The following is a 19,776-nucleotide window of genomic DNA, read 5'->3' as shown; positions in this document are numbered from 1 at the left end:
CAGTGTGTCAGTCACCGACGATGTTGAATGTGCCAGCCTCTTCGCGAGCAAGCTTCGCTCCTACAGGTTCACAAACAACCCAAATCCAATGTAGGAGCGAGGCTTGCCCGCGAAGGCAGTGTGTCAGTCAACGACGATGTTGAATGTGCCGGCCTCTTCGCGAGCAAGCCTCGCCCCTACGGGGATTGTGTTTTACCTGAACATCAATGGAGAGCCACCTGATGTCCTCCTCGCTACAACCCACCTGGCCCGCCCCGCACAAGGCTTGCCTGGCCCTGGCTTTCGACCTCGACGGCCCGACCGGCGATGCCATGCTCAACGGCTCGATCTGGCGCAAGCCCGAGTACTTCGGCTTCGGCGGTTATGGCCCTTATCGCGCGCTGCCACGAATCCTCGACTTGCTCGACGCCTTCCAGATCCCGACGACCTTCTTCGTCCCGGCCTGGGTCGTGGAGAACTGGCCAAAACAGTGCCAGGCGATTGTCGAGCGCGGGCATGAGGTGGCGTACCACGGCTACAAACATGAATCCTTTTACGCCCTGACGCTGGACCAGCAGAAGGACGTGATGAAGAAATCCCGTGAGGTGTTCTGGAAGCACCTGAACATCCGCGCCGAAGGTTTCCGCACGCCGTCCGGCGACTGGCGCGCCGAAACCCCGGCGATGCTGGTGGAAGCCGGCGTGACCTATTCCAGCAGCATGCGTGGCGATGACCGACCTTATCTGGTCAACGTCCCCGGCTTCGACACGCCGTTGGTGGAAATCCCCGGCCGCTGGGAAATGGACGACTACGCCTCCCTCGCCTACACCCGCGCCCCGGACTTTCCTTCCGGGCTGGATCGCACCGCCAGCTACGCGCTGACCCTGGACAATTGGCGCCGTGAATTCGACGGCGCGATGGATGAAGGGCTGTGCCTGACCACCCTGTTCCACCCCAAGATCACCGGCAAACCGGGACGCATCCTGTTGCTGGAAAAACTCTTCGAACACATGCGCCAGCGCGACGACGTGTGGTTCGCCACCTGCCGCGATGTCGCCCAGTGGTGGCTCAAGGAGCATCACCATGGCTGATTCCACCGTCTGGCCCAACGGCCACCGCTGCGCGGTCGTGCTGACCGTCGATTACAACGACATCCACGGCATCCTGACCCAGGCCCCGGAAGTCGCCGGGCGCGACAAGACGCTGTCGGTCTGGCGCTACGGCAGCCAGCGCGGCGTGGATCGTTTACTCGGTTTATTTGAAGAATTGGGCGTCAGCAGTAGCTGGTGCATTCCCGGGATCGTCGCCGAAGAAAATCCCGAGCCTATAAAAGCGATCCTGGCCGGTGGACATGAGATTGCCTGCGCCGGGTATCGCCATCAGAACTACGACACCCTGACGCTCGCCGAGCAGAGCGCTGAGATCGCCAAAGGTTGCGACGCCTTGACCGCGCTCACCGGCATGCGTCCAACCGGATTTCGCATCCCCGCCGGCAACGGCGCACCGGGGTTTATCGAGGCGCTGCGGAGCCAAGGCATTCGCTGGTCATCGTCCTGGCGCGGCGATGATTTGCCGTTCGCCCACCCGACGGCGCCCGAGGTGATCGAGTTGCCACTGCACTACGAACTGGAAGACGAACCCTACTTCGCCTTCAACCTCAGCCCTGCCGTGCCACCCGCGCAATCGCGGATTGCGTCCTACAGCCACACCCTGGGCAACCTGCAAATGGACTTCGCCGGGTTTTATCGGTTCGGCCTGTGTTACGTGCTGCGCCTGCACCCGGAGATCATCGCGACACCGGGGCGGATTGGCGTGCTGCGCGAGTTGCTGCAGGGGATTCAACTGCATCAGGACGTATGGATCGCCACCGCTGGCGAGGTCGCGCAATGGTGGGCGGATTCGGGGGTGGCTGTGACGGAGGATCATCCGGCGGCGGTGTATGAGCGGCATTATCGGGATTACGGGGTATGAGTGAGTTCGGCAGTGCCTACCAAGGCGTGATGCGCATGGAGCACCTGGCGCAATTTTGCGTTGATACGCGATTTGAGGATTTGCCGCCGGCGCTGGTTGAGCAAGCCAAGCGGCACATCCTCGACACCTTCGGCGCGACCCTGGCCGGGGCTGCCAGCGATGTGGCGAAACAGGCGCGCCGAGTGTTCGAAGGCGAAACCGGCAACACGCCGGTCTGGGGCACCGATTGGCACGTCGGTGCTGCGCAAGCCGCGATGCTCAACGGCATCGCCGCCCATGCCCTGGAACTGGACGATACCGGTGGCTGCGACCATTCCGGCGCGGTGGTGTTGCCGGCGGTGATGGCCGCGGTGTCGATGGCGGAGAAACCGGTCAATGGCCGCGAGTTCATCACCGCCGTGGTCATCGGCTACGAAGTTGGCCGTCGGGTGCTTGAAGCCTGCGGCAGTTATTCGGCGCATAACGGCGCCGGCTGGCATTCGACGGCCACCTGCGGCGTGTTCGGCGCAGCGGCGGCCAGTGCGCGGATCCTCGGCCTGGATGCGGCACAAACCCTGTCGGCCCTCGGCATTGCCGGCAGTTTCAGCGGTGGGCTTTGGGCCTTTATCCATGACGGTTCCCAAAGCAAAAAACTCCACAGCGGTCGCGCTGCCGAAGGTGGTTTGCTGGCCACGCGGTTTGCCCAGCGCGGCATCACCGGGCCGACGAAGTTGTTCGAGGATGTCTGGGGCGGTTTCCTCAAGACCCTCGCGGGCGATGCGGCCGTGCCCGAAGCGCTGAATGCGGATCTGGGCAAGATGTGGAAACTCGCCCGCTGCTCGATCAAGCCCTACGCCGCGTGTCGCGGGACGCATTCGGCCATCGATGCCCTCGGCTTGCTGTTGACACAGTTGCAGGTCAGCGCCGATCAGGTCGAGGACATTGAGGTGTCGCTGTGCGGGTTCCTGCAGGACATGTGCGGCGGGCAGGACATCGTCAGTCTGGCAGCGGCGCAAATGAGCTTGCGCTACGCCCTCGCCGCACGGCTGGTCCTTGGCCACTGCCGCTTGGAAGCCTATGACGATGCCCGTCGCAGCGACCCGCGTTTGGCGCAGTGGATGTCGCGCATCCGGCTTGAAGTGGACCCGCAACTGTCCGAGGATGGCGAGCCCGTGGTGAGCGTGCGGACCGTGGACGGTCGGCAGGCGAGCCTGTGCGTCGAGGTGCCGCTGGGGGCGCCGGGCAATCCGCTGAGTGATGCGGCGCTGGAAGAGAAGTTTTTCAGTCTGGCCGGACGGGTGATGGTGCGGCGGCAGGCTGAAGAGTTGCTGGGGCAGTTGTGGCGGTTGGAAGAACTGGACTCTATTGAAACATCGATCGTTCCCACGCTCCGCGTGGAAATGCAGCCCGGGACGCTCCGCGTTCCAGAATCGGACGCAGAGCGTCCGGTAAGGCATTCCCACGCCGAGCGTGGGAACGATCATCACTAAGACAAGGACTTGTGCACCACCGTGGCCACTTACTCGCTCGTTATCCGCCGGCTGATGATCTGCTCGCTGACCATCGTCGTCAGCCGCGCCATCACCAGCCCGTTGCTTACGCTGTTCCTGAGCAACAAACTCGGCCTCAACCAACAGGACGTTGGCCTGCTGCTGGGCATCGCGGTGTTTATCGCCACCTTGCTCGCGCTCTACGGCGGATACATCATTGATCGCCTGGAAAAGCGCCGGCTCTTGATCCTGGCCATGCTCTCCAGCGCCATTGGCTTTGTGCTGCTGACCTTCGCCGAGAACCTCTACCTGACCACCGCCACTCTGGTGATCACCGAAACCGCCTCGGCGTTGTTCCTGATCGGCTCCAAGGCGATCCTCAGTGAAAACCTGCCCATGGGCCAACGGGCCAAGGCGTTTTCCCTGCGCTACACCTTGACCAACATCGGCTACGCCACCGGTCCCATGCTCGGCGTGGTGATCGCCGGGGTGTACCCGATTGCGCCGTTCCTGATTGCCGGTGGTATCGCGTTCTTCAGCATCTTCCTGATGAGCGGGATCCCGAAAGACCCCGCGCGGGCGCCCGCCATCGGCCAGCCGCAAAGCTTTCTCAAGACCCTGACCACGCTAAAGAACGACCGCACACTGATCATGTTCACCTGCGGCTGCCTGTTCAGCACCGTGGTTCACGGCCGTTTCACCTTGTACCTGTCGCAATACCTGCTGGTGACCCACGATTCCAAGCGCGCCCTGGAAACCATGGCCGCCCTGCTCGCCTGCAACGCCATCAGCGTGATCCTGCTGCAATACCAGATCGGCCGCTTCCTCAAGCGTGAACAACTGCGCTACTGGATTGCCGGTGGCACCAGTCTGTTCATCCTCGGGTTGATCGGTTTCAGCGTGGCCGATGGCTTGGTGAGCTGGTGTGTGGCGATGTTCATTTTCACCCTCGGGGAAATGATCATTTACCCGGCGGAATTCCTGTTCGTCGACACCCTGGCCCCGGAAGAGCTGCGTGGCAGTTACTACGGCGCGCAAAACCTGGCGGCGTTGGGTGGCGCGTTGAGTCCGGTGATTTGCGGTTTCCTGCTGATGCACACCCCGGCGCCGACGATGTTCTACGGCCTCTGTGCGTTGACGGCCATGGGCGGATCACTGTGTTTCATGGCCGGTCGGCGGGTGGCCATACTGCAAAAATAATGCACTGAAACTGCATTAATATGAATTTGTCAGCAGATGGAATGGGCGGCACACTGTGCCCCGTTCCTCCCCCAATAGTTGGAACACCTTCAAGGGCTTTCTGGGTTTCCCAGCTAAGCCTTTTTTTTGCTTAGGTTTTTTGTCAACGGATCAACCTCATGTTCGCTCGCTGGTTACCCGCCGCCATCAACACCCGCCCTTCGGAATGGAGCCGCGCGGCCATCGGCATGTCCCTGGGCACGCTGTTCAGCGTCTGGCTGTGCAGCCAGGTGTTCGGCATTGAAGTGGCGCAGCACCTGGTCGGGCCGCTGGGTGCTTCGGCGGTGCTGCTGTTCGCCGTGTCCTCCGGCGCCCTCGCCCAGCCGTGGTCGATCCTCGGCGGTTATTTGAGCGCCGGGGTGGTTTCACTGCTGGTGGCGCACGTGCTCGGCCGAACCCTGGGCAGCGCTTGCCTGGCGGCGGGCATGGCACTGATGTTGATGTGCTGGCTGCGTTGCCTGCACCCACCGGCCGGCGCCTTGGCGTTGTTGTTGGTATTGGCCGACCCGGCGACCATCGCCCTGGACTGGAAAGCCCTCGGCCCGGTGATGCTCAGTGCCTCGGCGATGCTGCTCAGTGCGCTGGCGTATAACAACCTGACGCGGATTCGCTATCCCAAGCGCCCGGCAGAGGCTGTGCCGGTCATGCCGTCGGCGGACAGTCAGGCGATTACCGCCGAGGATTTGAAACTGGCGTTGGCGGAAATGGAGGCGTTTTTCGACGTCACCCCGCAAGACCTTGAGCAGTTGATTCACGCCAGTGAATTGCATGCCAAGCGGCGTAGTATCAGTGAAGTGCTCAGCAGCAGAACCTGAACAAACACCAGCCCCTGTGGCGAGGGAGCTTGCTCCCGCTGGGCTGCGAAGCGGCCCTCGTTTTTCCCATCAAAGAAAGGGCCTGCTGCGCAGTCCAACGGGAGCAAGCTCCCTCGCCACAGGGTTCGTGCGCCTTCAATAAACTATTCAGGCTGCGATCTTTTGATTTTGCACTAAGGTAAAAACGCAGAAAGAACCTGCACGTATGCCGGTTGTACATCACAAATTTGCACTGTTACGATCCAGCATCGCTCGCGCGCGAGTTTCTCTATAAAGAACAATAAAAGCAGGGAGTTATCGATGACTGCTCAGGTTTCATCCCAGGAGGCCGTTGCCATGGATGCCACGCAAATTGAAGTGCTGGCCGAGGTTCGCAATCGCATTGGTCATCTGACCCTCAATCGCCCCGCCGGTCTCAACGCCCTCACCCTGGACATGGTCCGCCGCCTGCAACGCCAGCTCGATGCCTGGGCCGAGGATTCGCAGGTCAACGCCGTGGTGTTGCGCGGCGCTGGCGAGAAAGCCTTCTGTGCCGGCGGCGATATTCGTTCGCTGTACGACAGCTACAAAAACGGCGAGACCCTGCACGAAGACTTCTTCGTCGAGGAATACGCCCTCGACCTCGCCATCCACCACTACTGCAAACCGGTCCTGGCCTTGATGGACGGCTATGTGCTGGGCGGCGGCATGGGCCTGGTGCAAGGCGCCGACATGCGCGTGGTGACCGAGCGCAGCCGTCTGGCGATGCCGGAAGTGGCCATTGGTTATTTCCCGGATGTTGGCGGCAGTCACTTCCTGCCACGGGTTCCCGGCGAACTGGGGATTTACCTGGGCGTGAGCGGCGTGCAGATCCGCGCCGCCGATGCGCTGTATTGCGGCCTGGCCGACTGGTACCTGGAAAGCGTCAAGCTGGGCACGCTGGACGAAAAACTCGATCAACTTGAATGGCGCGAATCGCCGCTCAAGGACCTGCAAGGCGTGCTGGCCAAACTCGCCGTGCAACAGCTGTCCGACGCGCCGCTGATTGCGCTGCGCCCGGCCATCGACCACTTCTTCGCCCTGCCGGACGTGGCGAGTATGGTGGAGCAACTGCGCGAAGTAACCGTCGCCGACAGCCACGAATGGGCGAAAACCACCGCCGACCTGCTGGAAAGCCGTTCGCCGCTGGCCATGGGCGTAACCCTGGAAATGCTTCGGCGCGGGCGCAAGCTGAGCCTGGAACAATGCTTCGCCCTTGAGCTGCACCTGGACCGTCAGTGGTTTGAGCGCGGCGACCTGATCGAAGGCGTGCGCGCCTTGCTGATCGACAAAGACAAAAAACCGCGCTGGAACCCGCCGACCTTGCAGGCGCTGCATGCCGAGCACGTCGAGAGTTTCTTCACCGGTTTTGAGCAGAGCGGGAACTGAGTCATGCACGATATCGAATTGAGCGAAGAGCAAGTGATGATCCGCGACATGGCCCGGGACTTTGCCCGTGGCGAGATCGCGCCCCACGCCCAGGCTTGGGAAAAGGCTGGCTGGATCGACGACGCTCTGGTGGCGAAGATGGGTGAATTGGGTCTGCTGGGTATGGTGGTGCCCGAGGAATGGGGCGGCACTTACGTTGATTACGTCGCTTACGCCCTGGCTGTGGAAGAGATTTCGGCCGGCGACGGTGCTACCGGCGCGTTGATGAGCATCCACAACTCCGTGGGTTGTGGGCCGGTTTTGAACTACGGCACTGAAGAACAGAAAAAAACCTGGCTGCCGGACCTGGCCAGCGGTCAGGCCATCGGCTGCTTCTGCCTGACCGAACCGCAAGCCGGCTCCGAAGCCCACAACCTGCGCACCCGCGCCGAACTGCGGGACGGCCAGTGGGTGCTCAACGGCGCCAAGCAATTCGTCAGCAACGGCAAGCGGGCGAAACTGGCGATTGTGTTTGCGGTGACCGATCCGGACCTGGGCAAACGCGGCATCTCGGCGTTCCTGGTGCCGACCGAAACGCCGGGTTTCATCGTGGATCGTACCGAACACAAGATGGGCATCCGCGCTTCCGACACCTGCGCGGTGACCCTGAGCAATTGCACGATTCCCGAAGCCAACCTGCTGGGTGATCGCGGCAAAGGCCTGGCCATCGCCCTCTCCAACCTCGAAGGCGGCCGCATCGGCATCGCCGCGCAGGCACTGGGCATCGCCCGTGCGGCGTTTGAAGCGGCGCTGACCTATTCCCGGGAGCGGGTGCAATTCGGCAAGACGATCAACGAACACCAGAGCATCGCGAATATGCTGGCGGACATGCACACCCGGCTGAACGCGGCGCGGTTGTTGATCCTGCACGCCGCGCGGTTGCGCAGTGCCGGCAAGCCGTGTCTGTCGGAGGCGTCACAGGCCAAGTTGTTTGCGTCGGAAATGGCCGAGAAGGTGTGTTCCTCAGCGATGCAGATTCATGGCGGTTACGGGTATCTGGAGGATTACCCGGTGGAGCGTTATTACCGGGATGCGCGGATTACGCAGATTTATGAAGGGTCGAGCGAGATACAGCGGATGGTGATTGCGAGGGAACTGAAGAACTATCTGGTGTGAAGCCTTAAAAGCTTCGCGGGCAAGCCTCGCTCCTACAGATTGTTGACGTTGATCGTTCCCACGCTCTGCGTGGGAACGATCGGAACGCTACATCACTTGCCTTGGAATTCGGCTTCACGCTTGGCAATAAAAGCCGCCATCCCTTCCTTCTGGTCCTGCGTCGCAAACGCCGCGTGGAACACTCGGCGCTCAAAGCGCACACCTTCCGACAGGCTGACTTCAAACGCGCGGTTCACGCTTTCCTTGATCATCATGGCAATCGGCAACGACTTCTTGGCAATCAACGCCGCGACTTTCAGCGCTTCGTCCAGCAGCTCATCGGCCGGCACGATCCGCGCAACAATCCCGCAACGTTCCGCTTCCACCGCATCGATCAAGCGGCCGCTGAGGCACATTTCCATGGCTTTGGCCTTGCCCACGGCGCGGGTCAGGCGCTGGGTTCCGCCCATGCCCGGCAGTACGCCGAGGTTGATTTCCGGCTGGCCGAATTTGGCGTTGTCGCCGGCGAGGATGAAGTCGCACATCAGCGCCAATTCACAGCCACCGCCCAGTGCGAAGCCGTTAACGGCGGCAATAATCGGCTTGCGGCGATTGGCCACGCGGTCGCTGTCGCTGAACAGGTCATCGAGGTAGATCTGCGGGTAGGTCAGCTCGGCCATTTCCTTGATGTCGGCACCGGCGGCGAAGGCTTTTTTCGAGCCGGTCAGCACGATGCAACCGATGTTGGAATCGGCTTCCAGGCCATCGAGGGCGTGATTCAGTTCGCTGACGATCTGTGCGTTCAACGCGTTCAAGGCTTGCGGACGGTTGAGGGTGATCAGGCCAACGCGGCCGTGGGTTTCCAGCAAAATCGTTTCATAGGTCATAAAGATTTCCTTCTTAAAGATTGCGCGAAATAACCATGCGCTGAATATCGCTGGTGCCTTCGTAGATCTGGCACACCCGTACGTCGCGGTAGATCCGCTCCAGCGGGAAGTCGTTCAGGTAACCGTAACCGCCCAGGGTTTGCAGCGCGGCGGAGCATACCTTCTCGGCCATTTCCGAGGCGAACAGTTTGGCCATCGAGGCTTCGACCAGGGCCGGTTTGCCGCTATCTCGCAGCGCGGCGGCGTAATGCACCATCTGCCGGGCCACGGCGATCTGGGTCGCCATGTCCGCCAGGCGGAATGCGACAGCCTGGTGCTCGATGATCGGCTTGCCGAAGCTCTCGCGCTCACGGGCGTAATCGCGAGCCGCTTCAAACGCCGCGCGAGCCATGCCCACCGATTGCGACGCGATGCCGACCCGCCCGCCTTCCAGGTTGGCCAGGGCGATCCGGTAACCTTCGCCCTCCTCGCCCAGACGGTTGGCGACCGGCACCTTCACGTCTTCGAACAGGATCTGGCAGGTGTCAGAGGCGTGCTGACCGAGCTTGTCCTCGACCCGGGCGACTGTGTAGCCCGGTGAATCGGTGGGCACGATCAGCGCGGTGATCCCGCGTTTGCCGGCGCTTGGATCAGTCACGGCGAACACGATCACCACCCCGGCGTTCTGCCCGGAGGTGATGAACTGTTTGCAACCGTTGAGCACGTAGTGATCGCCTTCCAGACGCGCACGGGTTTTCAAACCGCTGGCGTCGGAACCGGCCTGGGGCTCGGTCAGGGCAAAGGCGCCGAGCATCGAACCGCTCGCCAGTGGCTTGAGGAAGCGTTCTTTCTGTTCGTCGGTGCCGTACTTGAGGATCGGCACGCAACCGACCGAGTTGTGCACGCTCATGATCGTCGAGCAAGCGCCGTCGCCGGCAGCGATTTCTTCCAGGGCCATGGCGTAGGCCAGGTAACCGGTGTCGCAACCGCCCCACTCTTCGGGCACCAACATGCCGAAGAAACCCAGCTCGGCCATCTCGCCGATGGCTTCTTTGGGGAAGCGATGCTCACGGTCCCATTCGGCGGCGAACGGTTTGAGCCGCTCCTGCGCGAATTGCCGGGCGGCTTCGCGGATCTGCATTTGTTCGTCATTGGGAATCATGGTGAATCCTTAATTTGAGCCTTGGTGCGCCTTTCATTGTAGGAGCGAGGCTTGCCCGCGAAGACGGTGTGTCAGTCAACATCAATATCGACTGGACGGACGCCTTCGCGGGCAAGCCTCGCTCCTACAGAGAACGGGGGCGCATCAATAGAGGCATTCCACGGCCATGGCGGTGGCTTCACCGCCGCCGATGCAAATCGCTGCAACGCCGCGTTTCAGGCCTTTCTGGCGCAGGGCCGAGAGCAGGGTCACGAGGATCCGCGCGCCGGACGCACCGATCGGGTGGCCCAAGGCGCAAGCGCCGCCATGGATGTTGACCTTCTCGTGGGGGATTTCCAGTTTGGTCATGGTCACCAGACTGACGACCGCGAACGCTTCGTTGATTTCGAACAACTCGACTTCGTCCAATGACCAACCGGTTTTCTTCATCAGTTTCTTGATCGCACCGACCGGCGCCACCGGGAACAGGCCCGGGGTATCGGCAAACGCCGCGTGGCCGTGAATCACCGCCAAGGGCTTGAGCCCACGCTTCTGCGCCTCGGACTGACGCATCAGCACCAACGCCGCCGCACCGTCAGAAATCGAACTGGAGTTGGCCGCGGTCACGGTGCCGCCGTCGCGGAACGCGGGTTTCAGCGAGGCGATCTTGTCCAGTTTGGCTTTCGGCGGCTGTTCGTCGTGGCTGACCAGCACCTGTTCTTTACCGACGGTCACGGTCAGCGGCACGATTTCGGCCTTGAAGCTGCCGTCCTTGATCGCCTGCTGTGCGCGAGTGGTCGAGGCGATGGCAAACGCGTCCTGGGCTTCACGGGTGAAACCGTTGGTCTCGGCGCAATCTTCGGCGAAGGTGCCCATCAGACGCCCTTTGTCGTAGGCGTCTTCGAGGCCGTCGAGGAACATCGAATCCAGCACCCGGCCATGGCCCATGCGATAACCGCTGCGGGCGCGGTCCAGCAGGTACGGCGAGTTGGACATGCTTTCCATGCCACCGGCGATCACCACTTCGGCACTGCCGGCGACCAGCATGTCGTGGGCAAGGATCGTGGTTTCCATACCGGAACCGCACATCTTGTTCACGGTGGTGCAACGGGTCGACTTATCCAGCCCGGCACCCAATGCGGCCTGACGTGCCGGCGCCTGGCCGAGGCCGGCGGGCAATACGCAACCGAACAGGACTTCATCGACCGCGTCGGCAGCGACGCCGGCACGCTCAACGGCAGCCTTGATAGCCGCCGCACCGAGTTGCGGCGCGGTCAGGCTTTTCAGTTCGCCCTGGAAACCGCCCATCGGGGTGCGGACGGCGCTGACGATAACAATCGGATCGTTGGAAAGGGTCATGACAAATCCTCCTTACTTGGCGGCCATACGCAAGGCACCGTCGAGACGGATCACCTCGCCGTTGAGCATGCTGTTTTCAATGATATGCCTGACCAGCGCGGCGTACTCGCCCGGTTTACCGAGGCGCGGCGGAAACGGCACCCCAGCGGCCAGGGATGCGCGGACTTCGTCGGTCATGCCGGCCATCATCGGTGTTTCGAAGATGCCGGGAGCGATGGTCATCACGCGGATGCCGAAGCGCGCCAGTTCACGGGCGGCGGGCAAGGTCAGGCTGACGATGGCGCCTTTGGACGCGGCGTAGGCGGCTTGACCGATCTGGCCGTCGTAGGCGGCCGCCGATGCAGTGTTAATGATCACGCCGCGTTCGCCGTCAGCATCCGCTTCGGTTTCAGCGATGGCCGCCGCGGCCAGGCGCAGCATGTTGAAGCTGCCGATCAGGTTGACGTTGATCACCTGGCTGAAACTGGCCAACCCGTGCGGGCCGTTTTTGCCGAGGATCTTCTCGCCCCGCACGATGCCGGCGCAGTTCACCAGGCCGTGCAGGCCACCGAAGGCCTTCACCGTCGCCGCAACAGCGGCTTCGGCGGCGGCTTCGTTGCTGATATCGGCCACCACGCTTTGCGCGCCCAGACGCTGAGCCTGAGCCGCAACGGCCTCGGCATTCATGTCCACCAGCATCACTTTGGCGCCGGCAGTCACCAGCATTTCAGCGGTGGCGGCACCCAGGCCGGACGCGCCGCCGGTGACGAGAAAAACCTTGTTTTCGATCTGCATCTAATTTTCCTTCGATTCAAGCAGAAGCTTTGTGAGCCGCGGCCTCTTGAGCCTTGGCGATTTCCTGGTTGCGCAAGATAAAGCGCTGCAATTTGCCGCTTGGGGTTTTCGGCAACTCGCTGACAAATTCGATTTCACGGGGGTATGAGTGCGCGGCCAGGCGCTTGCGCACGTGTTGGCGCAACTCTTCGGCCAGCTCGGGTGTGGCGCGGTACTGCTCGCAGATCACGACGAAGGCTTTCACCAGCTCGGTGCGTTCCGGGTCAGGTTTGCCGACCACGGCGGCTTCGATCACGGCCGGGTGTTCGATCAATGCACTTTCCACGTCGAACGGGCCGACGCGGTAACCGGAGGTGGTGATGACATCGTCGCTGCGGCCGACGAAGCTGATGCTGCCGTCCGGGTTCCACTCGACGGTGTCGCCGCTCAGGTAATAGTTGCCGACGAAGGCCTTGGTCGGCGCGCCTTCATAGCCGTTGAACCAGCACATCGGCGACTGGGTGCGGTCGATGGCCAGGATGCCAGGTTGGCCGACGCCGAGTTCCTTGTACTCATCGTCCAGCACCACGATGCGGTGGCCCGGCGAGGCAAAACCGGCGGCGCCCATGTGGATCGGGTGGTCCAGGCCATGGTGGTTACACAGGACCATGCCGAGCTCGGTCTGGCCGTAATGGTCGTGGATCACCACGCCGAGGTTGTCGGCGAACCAGCGGATCACTTCCGGGTTCAGCGGCTCGCCCGCGCTGCTGACAATGCGCAGCCGGCCCTTGATCGACTTGGCGAACTCGTCGCCGCCGGCAATCAGCAAACGGTAAGCGGTCGGCGAGCCGGTGAGGTTGGTGATCCCGTATTTGTTGATCACCCGGCAGGTGCTTTCGAGGGTGAACGGGCCATCGTAGAAGGTGATCGGATGCCCCATCGACATCGGGCCGGTCACGCCGAAATAAATGCCGTAGGCCCAACCCGGATCGGCGACGTTCCAGAACGCGTCTTCCGGGCGCAGGTCCACGGCGTCGCGGGTGTAGCTCTGGAACGCGACGATGGCTTTGAGCGGTACGGACAAGGCTTTCGACGGGCCGGTGGTGCCCGAGGTGAACATCAGCAGGAACGGGTCTTCGCCGCTCAGCAGTACCGGTTCGCACTCGGAGGAATAGTTGGCCAGTTCGGCCCAGAAACTGTAGTCGCCCCGCACGATGCCCTGCCCTTTGGGCCCGCCGACGGTAACGATGGTCGGGCAATCGGCGACTTCCGCGAGTTTTGGCCGATTGACCGCGTCGGTGACCACCACTTTGGCGCAGGAACTGCTCAAACGGTGTTCGATGGCTTTCGGGCCGAACGCGGTAAACAACGGCTGATAGACCGCGCCGATGCGCCAGGTGGCGAACACGGCGATCAGCAATTCGATGTTGCGTGGCAGCAGGCCGGCGACCTTGTCACCCTTCTGCACGCCCTGGGCCAGGAGAAAATTGGCGAAACGCGCGGCTTTGTCCTGCAAATCGCTGAAGGTGTAGGTCGCGCTGGAGCCGTCGCGGCCTTCCCAGAACAGCGCGATGCGCCCCGGCAATGCATGGCGGTCGCAGCATTCAATACAGGCATTAAGCGCCGTCAAATCGCCGTCGAGCGCGGCATTTACGGTGTGCTGGTAATCGAACTTCGATGTGGCAGACAAGTAATCGCGCATTGCCAGAATCCCTCTGTATTTTTATTAGGTGGGGGGAACCGTAATTAACAGAGGAATACTCGCGCTGCGCGGGGTGTGGGGCAATGGTCAAAGCTATCAAGTTGCGTGACTGGTTTGGCCAAGGATTGAGAGGCGTGGCGCCTGGAAGGCCGCCTTCGCGGGCAAGCCTCGCTCCTACAGGACCGGGGCGTACACACCCCCTGATCGTTCCCACGCTCTGCGTGGGAATGCAGCCCGGGACGCTCCGCGTCCCAACAGCGGACGCAGAGCGTCCATTGAGGCATCCCCACGCGGAGCGTGGGAACGATCGGTGTCTAGCTGGCTTCGTTAAGGATAAGGCTCCGATAGTGCCCCGGATTGGTCCCCGACCACTTGCGAAACGCCTTGTAGAACGAACTCGCATCAGCAAACCCCAAGCGCGCCGCTATCTCGACAAAGCTGATTGAGGGTTCGGCCAGCCAGACAATGGCCAACTCCTTGCGCACGCTGTCTTTGAGGCCCTGCCAGGTCTGCCCTTCTTCGGCCAGGCGCCGGCGTAGCGTCGAGGCGGACATGCACAATTGCTGCGCCAGGGCTTCGGTTTCCGGCCATTGCTCGGCGGGCAGTTGCCGCAGGTCATGCTTGATCCGACTGGCCAGGCTCTCCGGGTCGCGGTATTTGACCAGGATGTTGGCCGGCGCGTGAGCCAGGAAGCGTTTGAGCTCTTCGGGGCTGCGCTTGATCGGCAGGTCCAGGCAATCGGCGGCGAAAATCATCCGTGTGCGCGGCCGGTCGAAGCGCAGGTTCTCGGAAAACATCACCTGATAGTCATCGCAAAAATCCGGCGCCGGGCAGCGCAGTTCGATGGCCATGATCGGAATCCGCCGCCCCGCCAGCCAACAGGCGACGCCGTGCACGATCATCCAGTAGGTGAAATAGGTGAAGGCCCGACGTGGGTCCTGGTCGTCTTCGAGCAAGACGATTTCCGCCAGGCTTTGCTGGCGCACCAGTTGCGCGGGCAGGTGTTCGAGCATCAATGACAAGAAGTCCAGGCCCGAAGTGAGGCCTGCGGCGAGGTTCGGCTGGACCATGGCGCAGCGACACAGAAACGCCAGGCTGCCGGATTTGAGCTGGCGCGGGTCCATACCGAAAAACTCATCGTCGCCGCGCCGGGCCAGCAGCCGCCACAAACGAGCGTATGCGGTGGCCGGAACCCGGGCGCCGGGGGTCAACAGCAACGCCGGATCGATGCCGACTTTATGCAACACCTCGTCAGTCGCGGTGCCGGGGGCGCAGCTTTGCAGCAGCGCTTCGCGCACCAGTTGGATAGAGATGGTGTCCTTTTCCGACATTGAACGTCACTCGAGCGCACTGAATAATCTGTCGGCCATCTTAGGCAGCACGCCGTAAAAAGCCAGTCTTGTGCAAAAGCCGACTCAATTACCGCAGCGGATGGCCGATAGGCTGTTGCCGGGAATTCCGGTAATGGACATGGAGTTGTGAACGTTATGATCGTCGGCATTGATTTGGGCACGACCAACAGCCTGGTTGCGGTGTGGCGCAATGGCGCGCCCGAACTGGTCCCCAACGCCCTGGAAAGCCTGTTGACCCCAAGCGTGGTGGGCCTCGATGACGAGGGTCGGGTGCTGGTCGGTCAGGCCGCCAAAGAGCGTTTGCAGACGCATCCTCACCTGACGGCGGCATTGTTCAAGCGCCACATGGGCAGTGCCCATGAACTGCGCCTTGGCACCCGCTCGTTCCGCCCGGAAGAATTGTCGGCACTGGTGCTGCGCAGCCTGAAGGAAGACGTCGAGCGCCACTATGGCGAAACGGTCACTGAAGCCGTCATCAGCGTCCCCGCCTATTTCAATGACGGGCAGCGCAAAGCCACGAAAATCGCTGGCGAACTGGCCGGGCTCAAGGTCGAACGGCTGATCAACGAACCGACGGCGGCCGCCCTTGCCTACGGACTGCATCAACGTGACAGCGCCAGTTCGTTCCTGGTGTTCGACCTCGGTGGCGGTACATTCGATGTGTCGATCCTCGAACTGTTCGATGGCGTCATGGAAGTGCGCGCCAGCGCCGGCGATAACTTTCTCGGCGGTGAAGACTTCGACACCGTGCTGGTGCAGGCGTTTACCGCCGCCCACGCCAATCGCATCGACCTGCCCTCGCTGACCGAGCCGACGATCGCCCATCGTTTGCGCCGCGAAGCCGAGCGTGTGCGCCATGCCCTTGGCCAGGCCGACAGCGCGACCTTCGTCCTGCGCCATGGCGACGGCCAATGGGAGCAGACGTTCACCCAGGCGCAACTGGCCGACCTCTGCGCGCCGCTGCTGATGCGTCTGCGCACGCCGATCGAAACCGCGCTGCGCGACGCGCGCATTCGGCCGTCGGAGCTGGATGAAGTGCTGCTGGTGGGCGGTACGACCCGCATGCCGATGATTCGGCGCATGGTCGCCGGGCTGTTCGGCCGGTTTCCTTCGATTGCGCTCAACCCGGACGAATCGATTGCCCTGGGCGCGGCGGTGCAAGCGGCCCTCAAGGCCCGGGATGCGGCACTGGAAGAGGTGGTGTTGACCGACGTTTGCCCGTACACCCTCGGTATCGAAGTCGCCGTCAGCGTCGGCGAAAATGCGCAAGCCGGTCACTACCTGCCGATTATCGAGCGTAACTGTGTGGTGCCGGTGAGCCGGGTCAAAACGGTCTCTACCCTGCGCCACCATCAGCGCGTGGTGCAGTTGAAGATCTATCAGGGCGAAAGTCGCTGGGTAAAAGAAAACATTTACCTGGGGGAAATGGACATTGAGGTGCCCGTGGCGCCGGCGGGCGAGATTAGCATCGATGTACGCTTCACCTACGATAACAACGGCCTGCTCGAAGCCGAGGCGCTGATCAACCGCACGGGTGAGCGCCGGGCCCTGGTGATCGAAAACAACCCCGGCGTCCTCGCTCCCGATGAGATCCAGCAACGCCTGGCCGCACTGGCCAACCTCAAGGTTCATCCGCGCGAGCAGCAGGTCAACAGCCTGCTCAATGCCCGTCTCGAGCGGCTGTATCAGGAAAGCCTCGGCGATTTGCGCCAACGCATCGATCAAATCGCCAATCGCTTCCAGCAAGTGCTCGATACCCAGGATGAACGCGCGATTCGCGAACTGCGCCTGCAACTGACGCAACAGCTCGATGAGCTGGAACAAGGCGTGTGGCGGTGAATTGCTGGGCCATTCTGGGGCTGGAAGCCGATGCCGATTCACGCAGCATCAAGCGCCAATACGCAACCCTGCTCAAAGTCCACCGTCCGGATGAAGACCCCAGCGGTTTTCAGCGTCTGCGCGAAGCCTACGAACAGGCGCTGGAATGGAGCCGCCGCGAACCGGCGATGGAGTCGAGGCCTCGTGAACCGGCGATGGCGCCGCTCACTCAGCACCCCGTCACCACGGAAACAGAGCCTGCCGCGCCGCTGCTTGAACCGGTGCTCAGTTTTGAGCTGGAGCATCTGGAGGTTGAGCGCACCCACGGCGCACATCGGGCGGCGCAGTTACTCGAAGACGTTACGGCTGATCAACTCGATCAGCGTCTGGCCCAGGCCCGGGTGTCTCATTGCAGCCGGGAGTTCGAAGATCAGTTACTGACGTTATGCCTGTCACCGCGCGACGACAGGCGATTGTTGATCGCCTGGGGGATGGAGCAGTTCCGCTGGTTCACCGCCTGGCAACGCCCGGATTTATCGCCGCACGAGCTTGAGTGGGTGCTTCGCGCACACTGCGAGCATGTGGAAGAGGGTTTGCGCGAGCTGATGGACGCAGGCCAGGTCGACGCCTTCATCAAGCGCTATCGGGTGCTTAAGAAAGTCGACTGGCTGCAGTCGTTCGAACGCCACGACTGGTTCAATGCAACGTTGGCCCGTTTACTGTTGGAGTCGAGTTTCTGGTCGCAGCATGTGTTCGAAACGCTGTGCTCCCATCAGCAGTGGAATGCGGCCGAAAATGGAGGGCGTTGCCCGCCCGCTTATTGGTCGGCACTGGTGCAGCGTCAAGACGAGCAAGCGTTTCTTGAAACACTGGAACGCCTGGCGGTCCTGAATGATCGTGATCCCCTGAGCCGCGCATCGCGCTTGTTGTTGACGCCGATGACCGACACCGAGCGAAGCGCCTTCGCTCGGCGTTTCTTTGAAGCGGACTGGAACGCCTGCCGCACGCTCAGCGAGAAGCTGCGGCGCCTGGACCCGGCGCGATGCCAAGCCATGCCCAACGGCGATCCGTATTTCTGGAAGGCGCTGATGCAGCCCCGCCGCGCCTGGCCGATGTTCGCCGGGTTGCTTGGGGCATCGCTCACGTGGGCCGCCGGTGAATACCTCAGTGATCAATCCGGGCTCGGCGCCAGCTTCGCCGCAATGCTGTTCTGGCTCTGTGTGCTGGCGACGCCCAGCGCGGCGTTGCTGTGGGCCTGGTGCCCGATGGCGGACCGGTTCTGGTCATTGGATGTGCGCTTGAGCAGCGTTTTATCGCCCCGGCTCAGTTTCAGGCGCCCTGCTCCACTGGTGCTGCGTGAGTTGCTGCCTTGTTGGTTGATGGGGGCGCTGACCTGGGCCTGCTGTGGCGCAGCAGCCTTTGCCAGCTACACCGTGGTGCTGCTGACGCTGGGCGGATTGAGTCGCGTGGCCTGGCCGCAAGCGTTAACCATCAAGCGGCCCGAGGTGCGGCTGCCTGCCTTGAGTGCGGCAGCATCGATAGCGCTGATGATCGGGGTCATCGGTACGACGTTCCTGGTTTACATCATTGTCAGCAGTCAGTTGATGGGCCCGGATCAAGGTTTGCAACCGTTTGCCAAGCGTGGCTGCAACGGATCTCTGGACAGCCGTCAGGAATGCCGGATCGCCCCCACCCAGGCGCAATGGTATGGGCAATCGCCTGCACGGGAGGGTCGGCCATGAGCAGACGCATCAAGGCAATCGTCATCACCGCCGTGCTCACAGTGACTTTTCTTGGCATGTTGCGGGAACATCAGAACACCCTGCTGGCGCCGATTCAGCGTTGGCTCCAACAGCCCGGCCTCGCAGAGCAGGAAAAAGCCACTGCCCTGCGTCCGTTGATTGCCTGCCTGAACGCGGTCGACAGCCGCTGGCGTCATGCCTATAGCAACTACTTGAAGCGCGGTAGACCCGTCGATCCGACCCTGAAAGCGCGTTTCCCCGAAGACTTCGAGCCGATGGTCAGCGTGCGCGAGGGGCTTGACTACCCGAGTGTTCACGCGGCGTATGGCTGTCGGCTGAACACCGCGCAAAAAGACAATCTGCAGAAGTCGGCACCTGAGTTGCTACCGTTGCAAAATCGTTTTGAAGCGATGCTGACGGCCGCCAACGAAGCGGCCGGGAGCTTCGATTTTTTCAGCCCCAAACCCCTCTATTCCGTCAGCCCCGCAGACAAGTCCGAGCGCGACGCCCTGTTTATCCCGCTGGTCAACGACTACCTCGTCGCCTCTGACCAACTGCGCCGTGCGTTGGATACACAGGACCAGGCTCTGCGCCAGGTCCAGCTCGAACAGCTCAAGACGCGGGATCAACTCAAGTACGCGCACATCCTCACCTACATGCTCGAAGCACGAACCCTGATGCTCAAGCTCGACGAGCGTGTTCGCGAGCAGCGCTTTAGCGCCAATGACCTGAGCGGCGCGACCCTTGCGCTGCAACAAGCCTGGGACGACGGCAGCGCATATCTGCAAGCCAACCCGGCCACCAGCAATGCCGATTACCCGGAAACCATCTGGAACTACGTGCGCTTGCCCGGCAAGCACTACCTGGACGCGATCAACACACTGCGCGACGACTGGGCCGCCAAAGCCCCGCCGCAACAATTGAGTGACGACTATGAGCGGATCGGCCGCCGCTATGATCAATTGATAGAGGTGTACAACGAACGGGTGAATCCACTGTTTTAAAGGGGCACTTGATCAGGTGTTCAGC

General features: G+C 62.0%; 16 protein-coding genes. 10 read left to right on the top strand and 6 right to left on the bottom strand.

What is annotated here, in order from left to right:
• Window positions 1-221: 221 nt before the first annotated feature.
• From ACY4LX_RS18225 to ACY4LX_RS18195, 7 genes are all read left to right on the top strand, one after another.
• Window positions 222-1,070 (top strand): polysaccharide deacetylase family protein, encoded by an 849-nt coding sequence (locus ACY4LX_RS18225; protein WP_463257336.1) that lies wholly within the window; start codon window positions 222-224, stop codon window positions 1,068-1,070.
• Window positions 1,063-1,950, top strand: a complete 888-nt coding sequence (locus ACY4LX_RS18220) for a polysaccharide deacetylase family protein (RefSeq protein WP_463257335.1) — start codon at window positions 1,063-1,065, stop codon at window positions 1,948-1,950. Before ACY4LX_RS18225 ends, ACY4LX_RS18220 begins: the two co-directional genes overlap by 8 nt.
• Window positions 1,951-1,979: 29 nt before the next feature.
• Window positions 1,980-3,419, top strand: a complete 1,440-nt coding sequence (locus tag ACY4LX_RS18215) for an MmgE/PrpD family protein (protein WP_463260614.1) — start codon at window positions 1,980-1,982, stop codon at window positions 3,417-3,419.
• A 21-nt stretch (window positions 3,420-3,440) separates the two neighbouring features.
• On the top strand, window positions 3,441-4,619 hold the full coding sequence (locus ACY4LX_RS18210; RefSeq protein ID WP_463257334.1) for an MFS transporter: 1,179 nt from the start codon (window positions 3,441-3,443) through the stop codon (window positions 4,617-4,619).
• 158 nt (window positions 4,620-4,777) lie between these two features.
• Window positions 4,778-5,473 (top strand): HPP family protein, encoded by a 696-nt coding sequence (locus tag ACY4LX_RS18205; protein WP_463257333.1) that lies wholly within the window; start codon window positions 4,778-4,780, stop codon window positions 5,471-5,473.
• A gap of 300 nt (window positions 5,474-5,773) precedes the next feature.
• Complete coding sequence (locus ACY4LX_RS18200) at window positions 5,774-6,880, top strand: enoyl-CoA hydratase/isomerase family protein (protein WP_463257332.1); 1,107 nt, start codon at window positions 5,774-5,776, stop codon at window positions 6,878-6,880.
• A 3-nt stretch (window positions 6,881-6,883) separates the two neighbouring features.
• Complete coding sequence (locus tag ACY4LX_RS18195; RefSeq protein ID WP_149662014.1) at window positions 6,884-8,035, top strand: acyl-CoA dehydrogenase family protein; 1,152 nt, start codon at window positions 6,884-6,886, stop codon at window positions 8,033-8,035.
• Window positions 8,036-8,127: 92 nt separating this feature from the next.
• Here the strand turns inward: ACY4LX_RS18195 and ACY4LX_RS18190 are convergent, their stop codons facing one another.
• The 6 genes from ACY4LX_RS18190 to ACY4LX_RS18165 all read right to left on the bottom strand — a co-directional run bounded on the left by ACY4LX_RS18190 (window position 8,128) and on the right by ACY4LX_RS18165 (window position 15,166).
• Window positions 8,128-8,901 (bottom strand): enoyl-CoA hydratase, encoded by a 774-nt coding sequence (locus tag ACY4LX_RS18190; RefSeq protein ID WP_149662015.1) that lies wholly within the window; start codon window positions 8,899-8,901, stop codon window positions 8,128-8,130.
• Between the two features lie 13 nt (window positions 8,902-8,914).
• The gene (locus ACY4LX_RS18185; RefSeq protein WP_463257331.1) at window positions 8,915-10,042 is read right to left on the bottom strand and encodes an acyl-CoA dehydrogenase; all 1,128 of its coding nucleotides are present in this window, start codon (window positions 10,040-10,042) and stop codon (window positions 8,915-8,917) included.
• Between the two features lie 144 nt (window positions 10,043-10,186).
• Window positions 10,187-11,380: an acetyl-CoA C-acyltransferase gene (locus tag ACY4LX_RS18180; RefSeq protein ID WP_463257330.1), complete on the bottom strand. Its 1,194-nt coding sequence runs from the start codon at window positions 11,378-11,380 to the stop codon at window positions 10,187-10,189.
• 12 nt (window positions 11,381-11,392) lie between these two features.
• On the bottom strand, window positions 11,393-12,154 hold the full coding sequence (locus ACY4LX_RS18175; RefSeq protein WP_463257329.1) for an SDR family NAD(P)-dependent oxidoreductase: 762 nt from the start codon (window positions 12,152-12,154) through the stop codon (window positions 11,393-11,395).
• 16 nt (window positions 12,155-12,170) lie between these two features.
• Window positions 12,171-13,835, bottom strand: a complete 1,665-nt coding sequence (locus ACY4LX_RS18170) for an AMP-binding protein (RefSeq protein WP_463257328.1) — start codon at window positions 13,833-13,835, stop codon at window positions 12,171-12,173.
• Between the two features lie 314 nt (window positions 13,836-14,149).
• Complete coding sequence (locus tag ACY4LX_RS18165; RefSeq protein WP_463257327.1) at window positions 14,150-15,166, bottom strand: AraC family transcriptional regulator; 1,017 nt, start codon at window positions 15,164-15,166, stop codon at window positions 14,150-14,152.
• Between the two features lie 156 nt (window positions 15,167-15,322).
• Here ACY4LX_RS18165 and ACY4LX_RS18160 point away from each other — a divergent pair, with 156 nt between their 5' ends.
• The 3 genes from ACY4LX_RS18160 to ACY4LX_RS18150 are packed head-to-tail and all read left to right on the top strand — an operon-like array spanning window position 15,323 to window position 19,751.
• Window positions 15,323-17,026 (top strand): molecular chaperone HscC, encoded by a 1,704-nt coding sequence (locus tag ACY4LX_RS18160; protein ID WP_463260613.1) that lies wholly within the window; start codon window positions 15,323-15,325, stop codon window positions 17,024-17,026.
• Window positions 17,023-18,747, top strand: a complete 1,725-nt coding sequence (locus ACY4LX_RS18155; RefSeq protein WP_463257326.1) for a J domain-containing protein — start codon at window positions 17,023-17,025, stop codon at window positions 18,745-18,747. The genes ACY4LX_RS18160 and ACY4LX_RS18155 overlap by 4 nt, the downstream gene beginning before the upstream one ends.
• Complete coding sequence (locus ACY4LX_RS18150) at window positions 18,744-19,751, top strand: DUF3829 domain-containing protein (protein WP_463257325.1); 1,008 nt, start codon at window positions 18,744-18,746, stop codon at window positions 19,749-19,751. Before ACY4LX_RS18155 ends, ACY4LX_RS18150 begins: the two co-directional genes overlap by 4 nt.
• Window positions 19,752-19,776: the final 25 nt, after the last annotated feature.

This window comes from Pseudomonas sp. Emmai, assembly GCF_055179735.1.
This window is presented reverse-complemented; position numbering and strand designations above follow the sequence as displayed.

Coding starts and splice junctions, on each gene's coding strand:
- ACY4LX_RS18225 (WP_463257336.1), top strand. CDS start 222: ATGTCCTCCTCGCTACAACCCACCTGGCCCGCCCCGCACAAGGCTTGC.
- ACY4LX_RS18220 (WP_463257335.1), top strand. CDS start 1,063: ATGGCTGATTCCACCGTCTGGCCCAACGGCCACCGCTGCGCGGTCGTG.
- ACY4LX_RS18215 (WP_463260614.1), top strand. CDS start 1,980: ATGCGCATGGAGCACCTGGCGCAATTTTGCGTTGATACGCGATTTGAG.
- ACY4LX_RS18205 (WP_463257333.1), top strand. CDS start 4,778: ATGTTCGCTCGCTGGTTACCCGCCGCCATCAACACCCGCCCTTCGGAA.
- ACY4LX_RS18200 (WP_463257332.1), top strand. CDS start 5,774: ATGACTGCTCAGGTTTCATCCCAGGAGGCCGTTGCCATGGATGCCACG.
- ACY4LX_RS18195 (WP_149662014.1), top strand. CDS start 6,884: ATGCACGATATCGAATTGAGCGAAGAGCAAGTGATGATCCGCGACATG.
- ACY4LX_RS18190 (WP_149662015.1), bottom strand. CDS start 8,901: ATGACCTATGAAACGATTTTGCTGGAAACCCACGGCCGCGTTGGCCTG.
- ACY4LX_RS18185 (WP_463257331.1), bottom strand. CDS start 10,042: ATGATTCCCAATGACGAACAAATGCAGATCCGCGAAGCCGCCCGGCAA.
- ACY4LX_RS18180 (WP_463257330.1), bottom strand. CDS start 11,380: ATGACCCTTTCCAACGATCCGATTGTTATCGTCAGCGCCGTCCGCACC.
- ACY4LX_RS18175 (WP_463257329.1), bottom strand. CDS start 12,154: ATGCAGATCGAAAACAAGGTTTTTCTCGTCACCGGCGGCGCGTCCGGC.
- ACY4LX_RS18170 (WP_463257328.1), bottom strand. CDS start 13,835: ATGCGCGATTACTTGTCTGCCACATCGAAGTTCGATTACCAGCACACC.
- ACY4LX_RS18165 (WP_463257327.1), bottom strand. CDS start 15,166: ATGTCGGAAAAGGACACCATCTCTATCCAACTGGTGCGCGAAGCGCTG.
- ACY4LX_RS18160 (WP_463260613.1), top strand. CDS start 15,323: ATGATCGTCGGCATTGATTTGGGCACGACCAACAGCCTGGTTGCGGTG.
- ACY4LX_RS18150 (WP_463257325.1), top strand. CDS start 18,744: ATGAGCAGACGCATCAAGGCAATCGTCATCACCGCCGTGCTCACAGTG.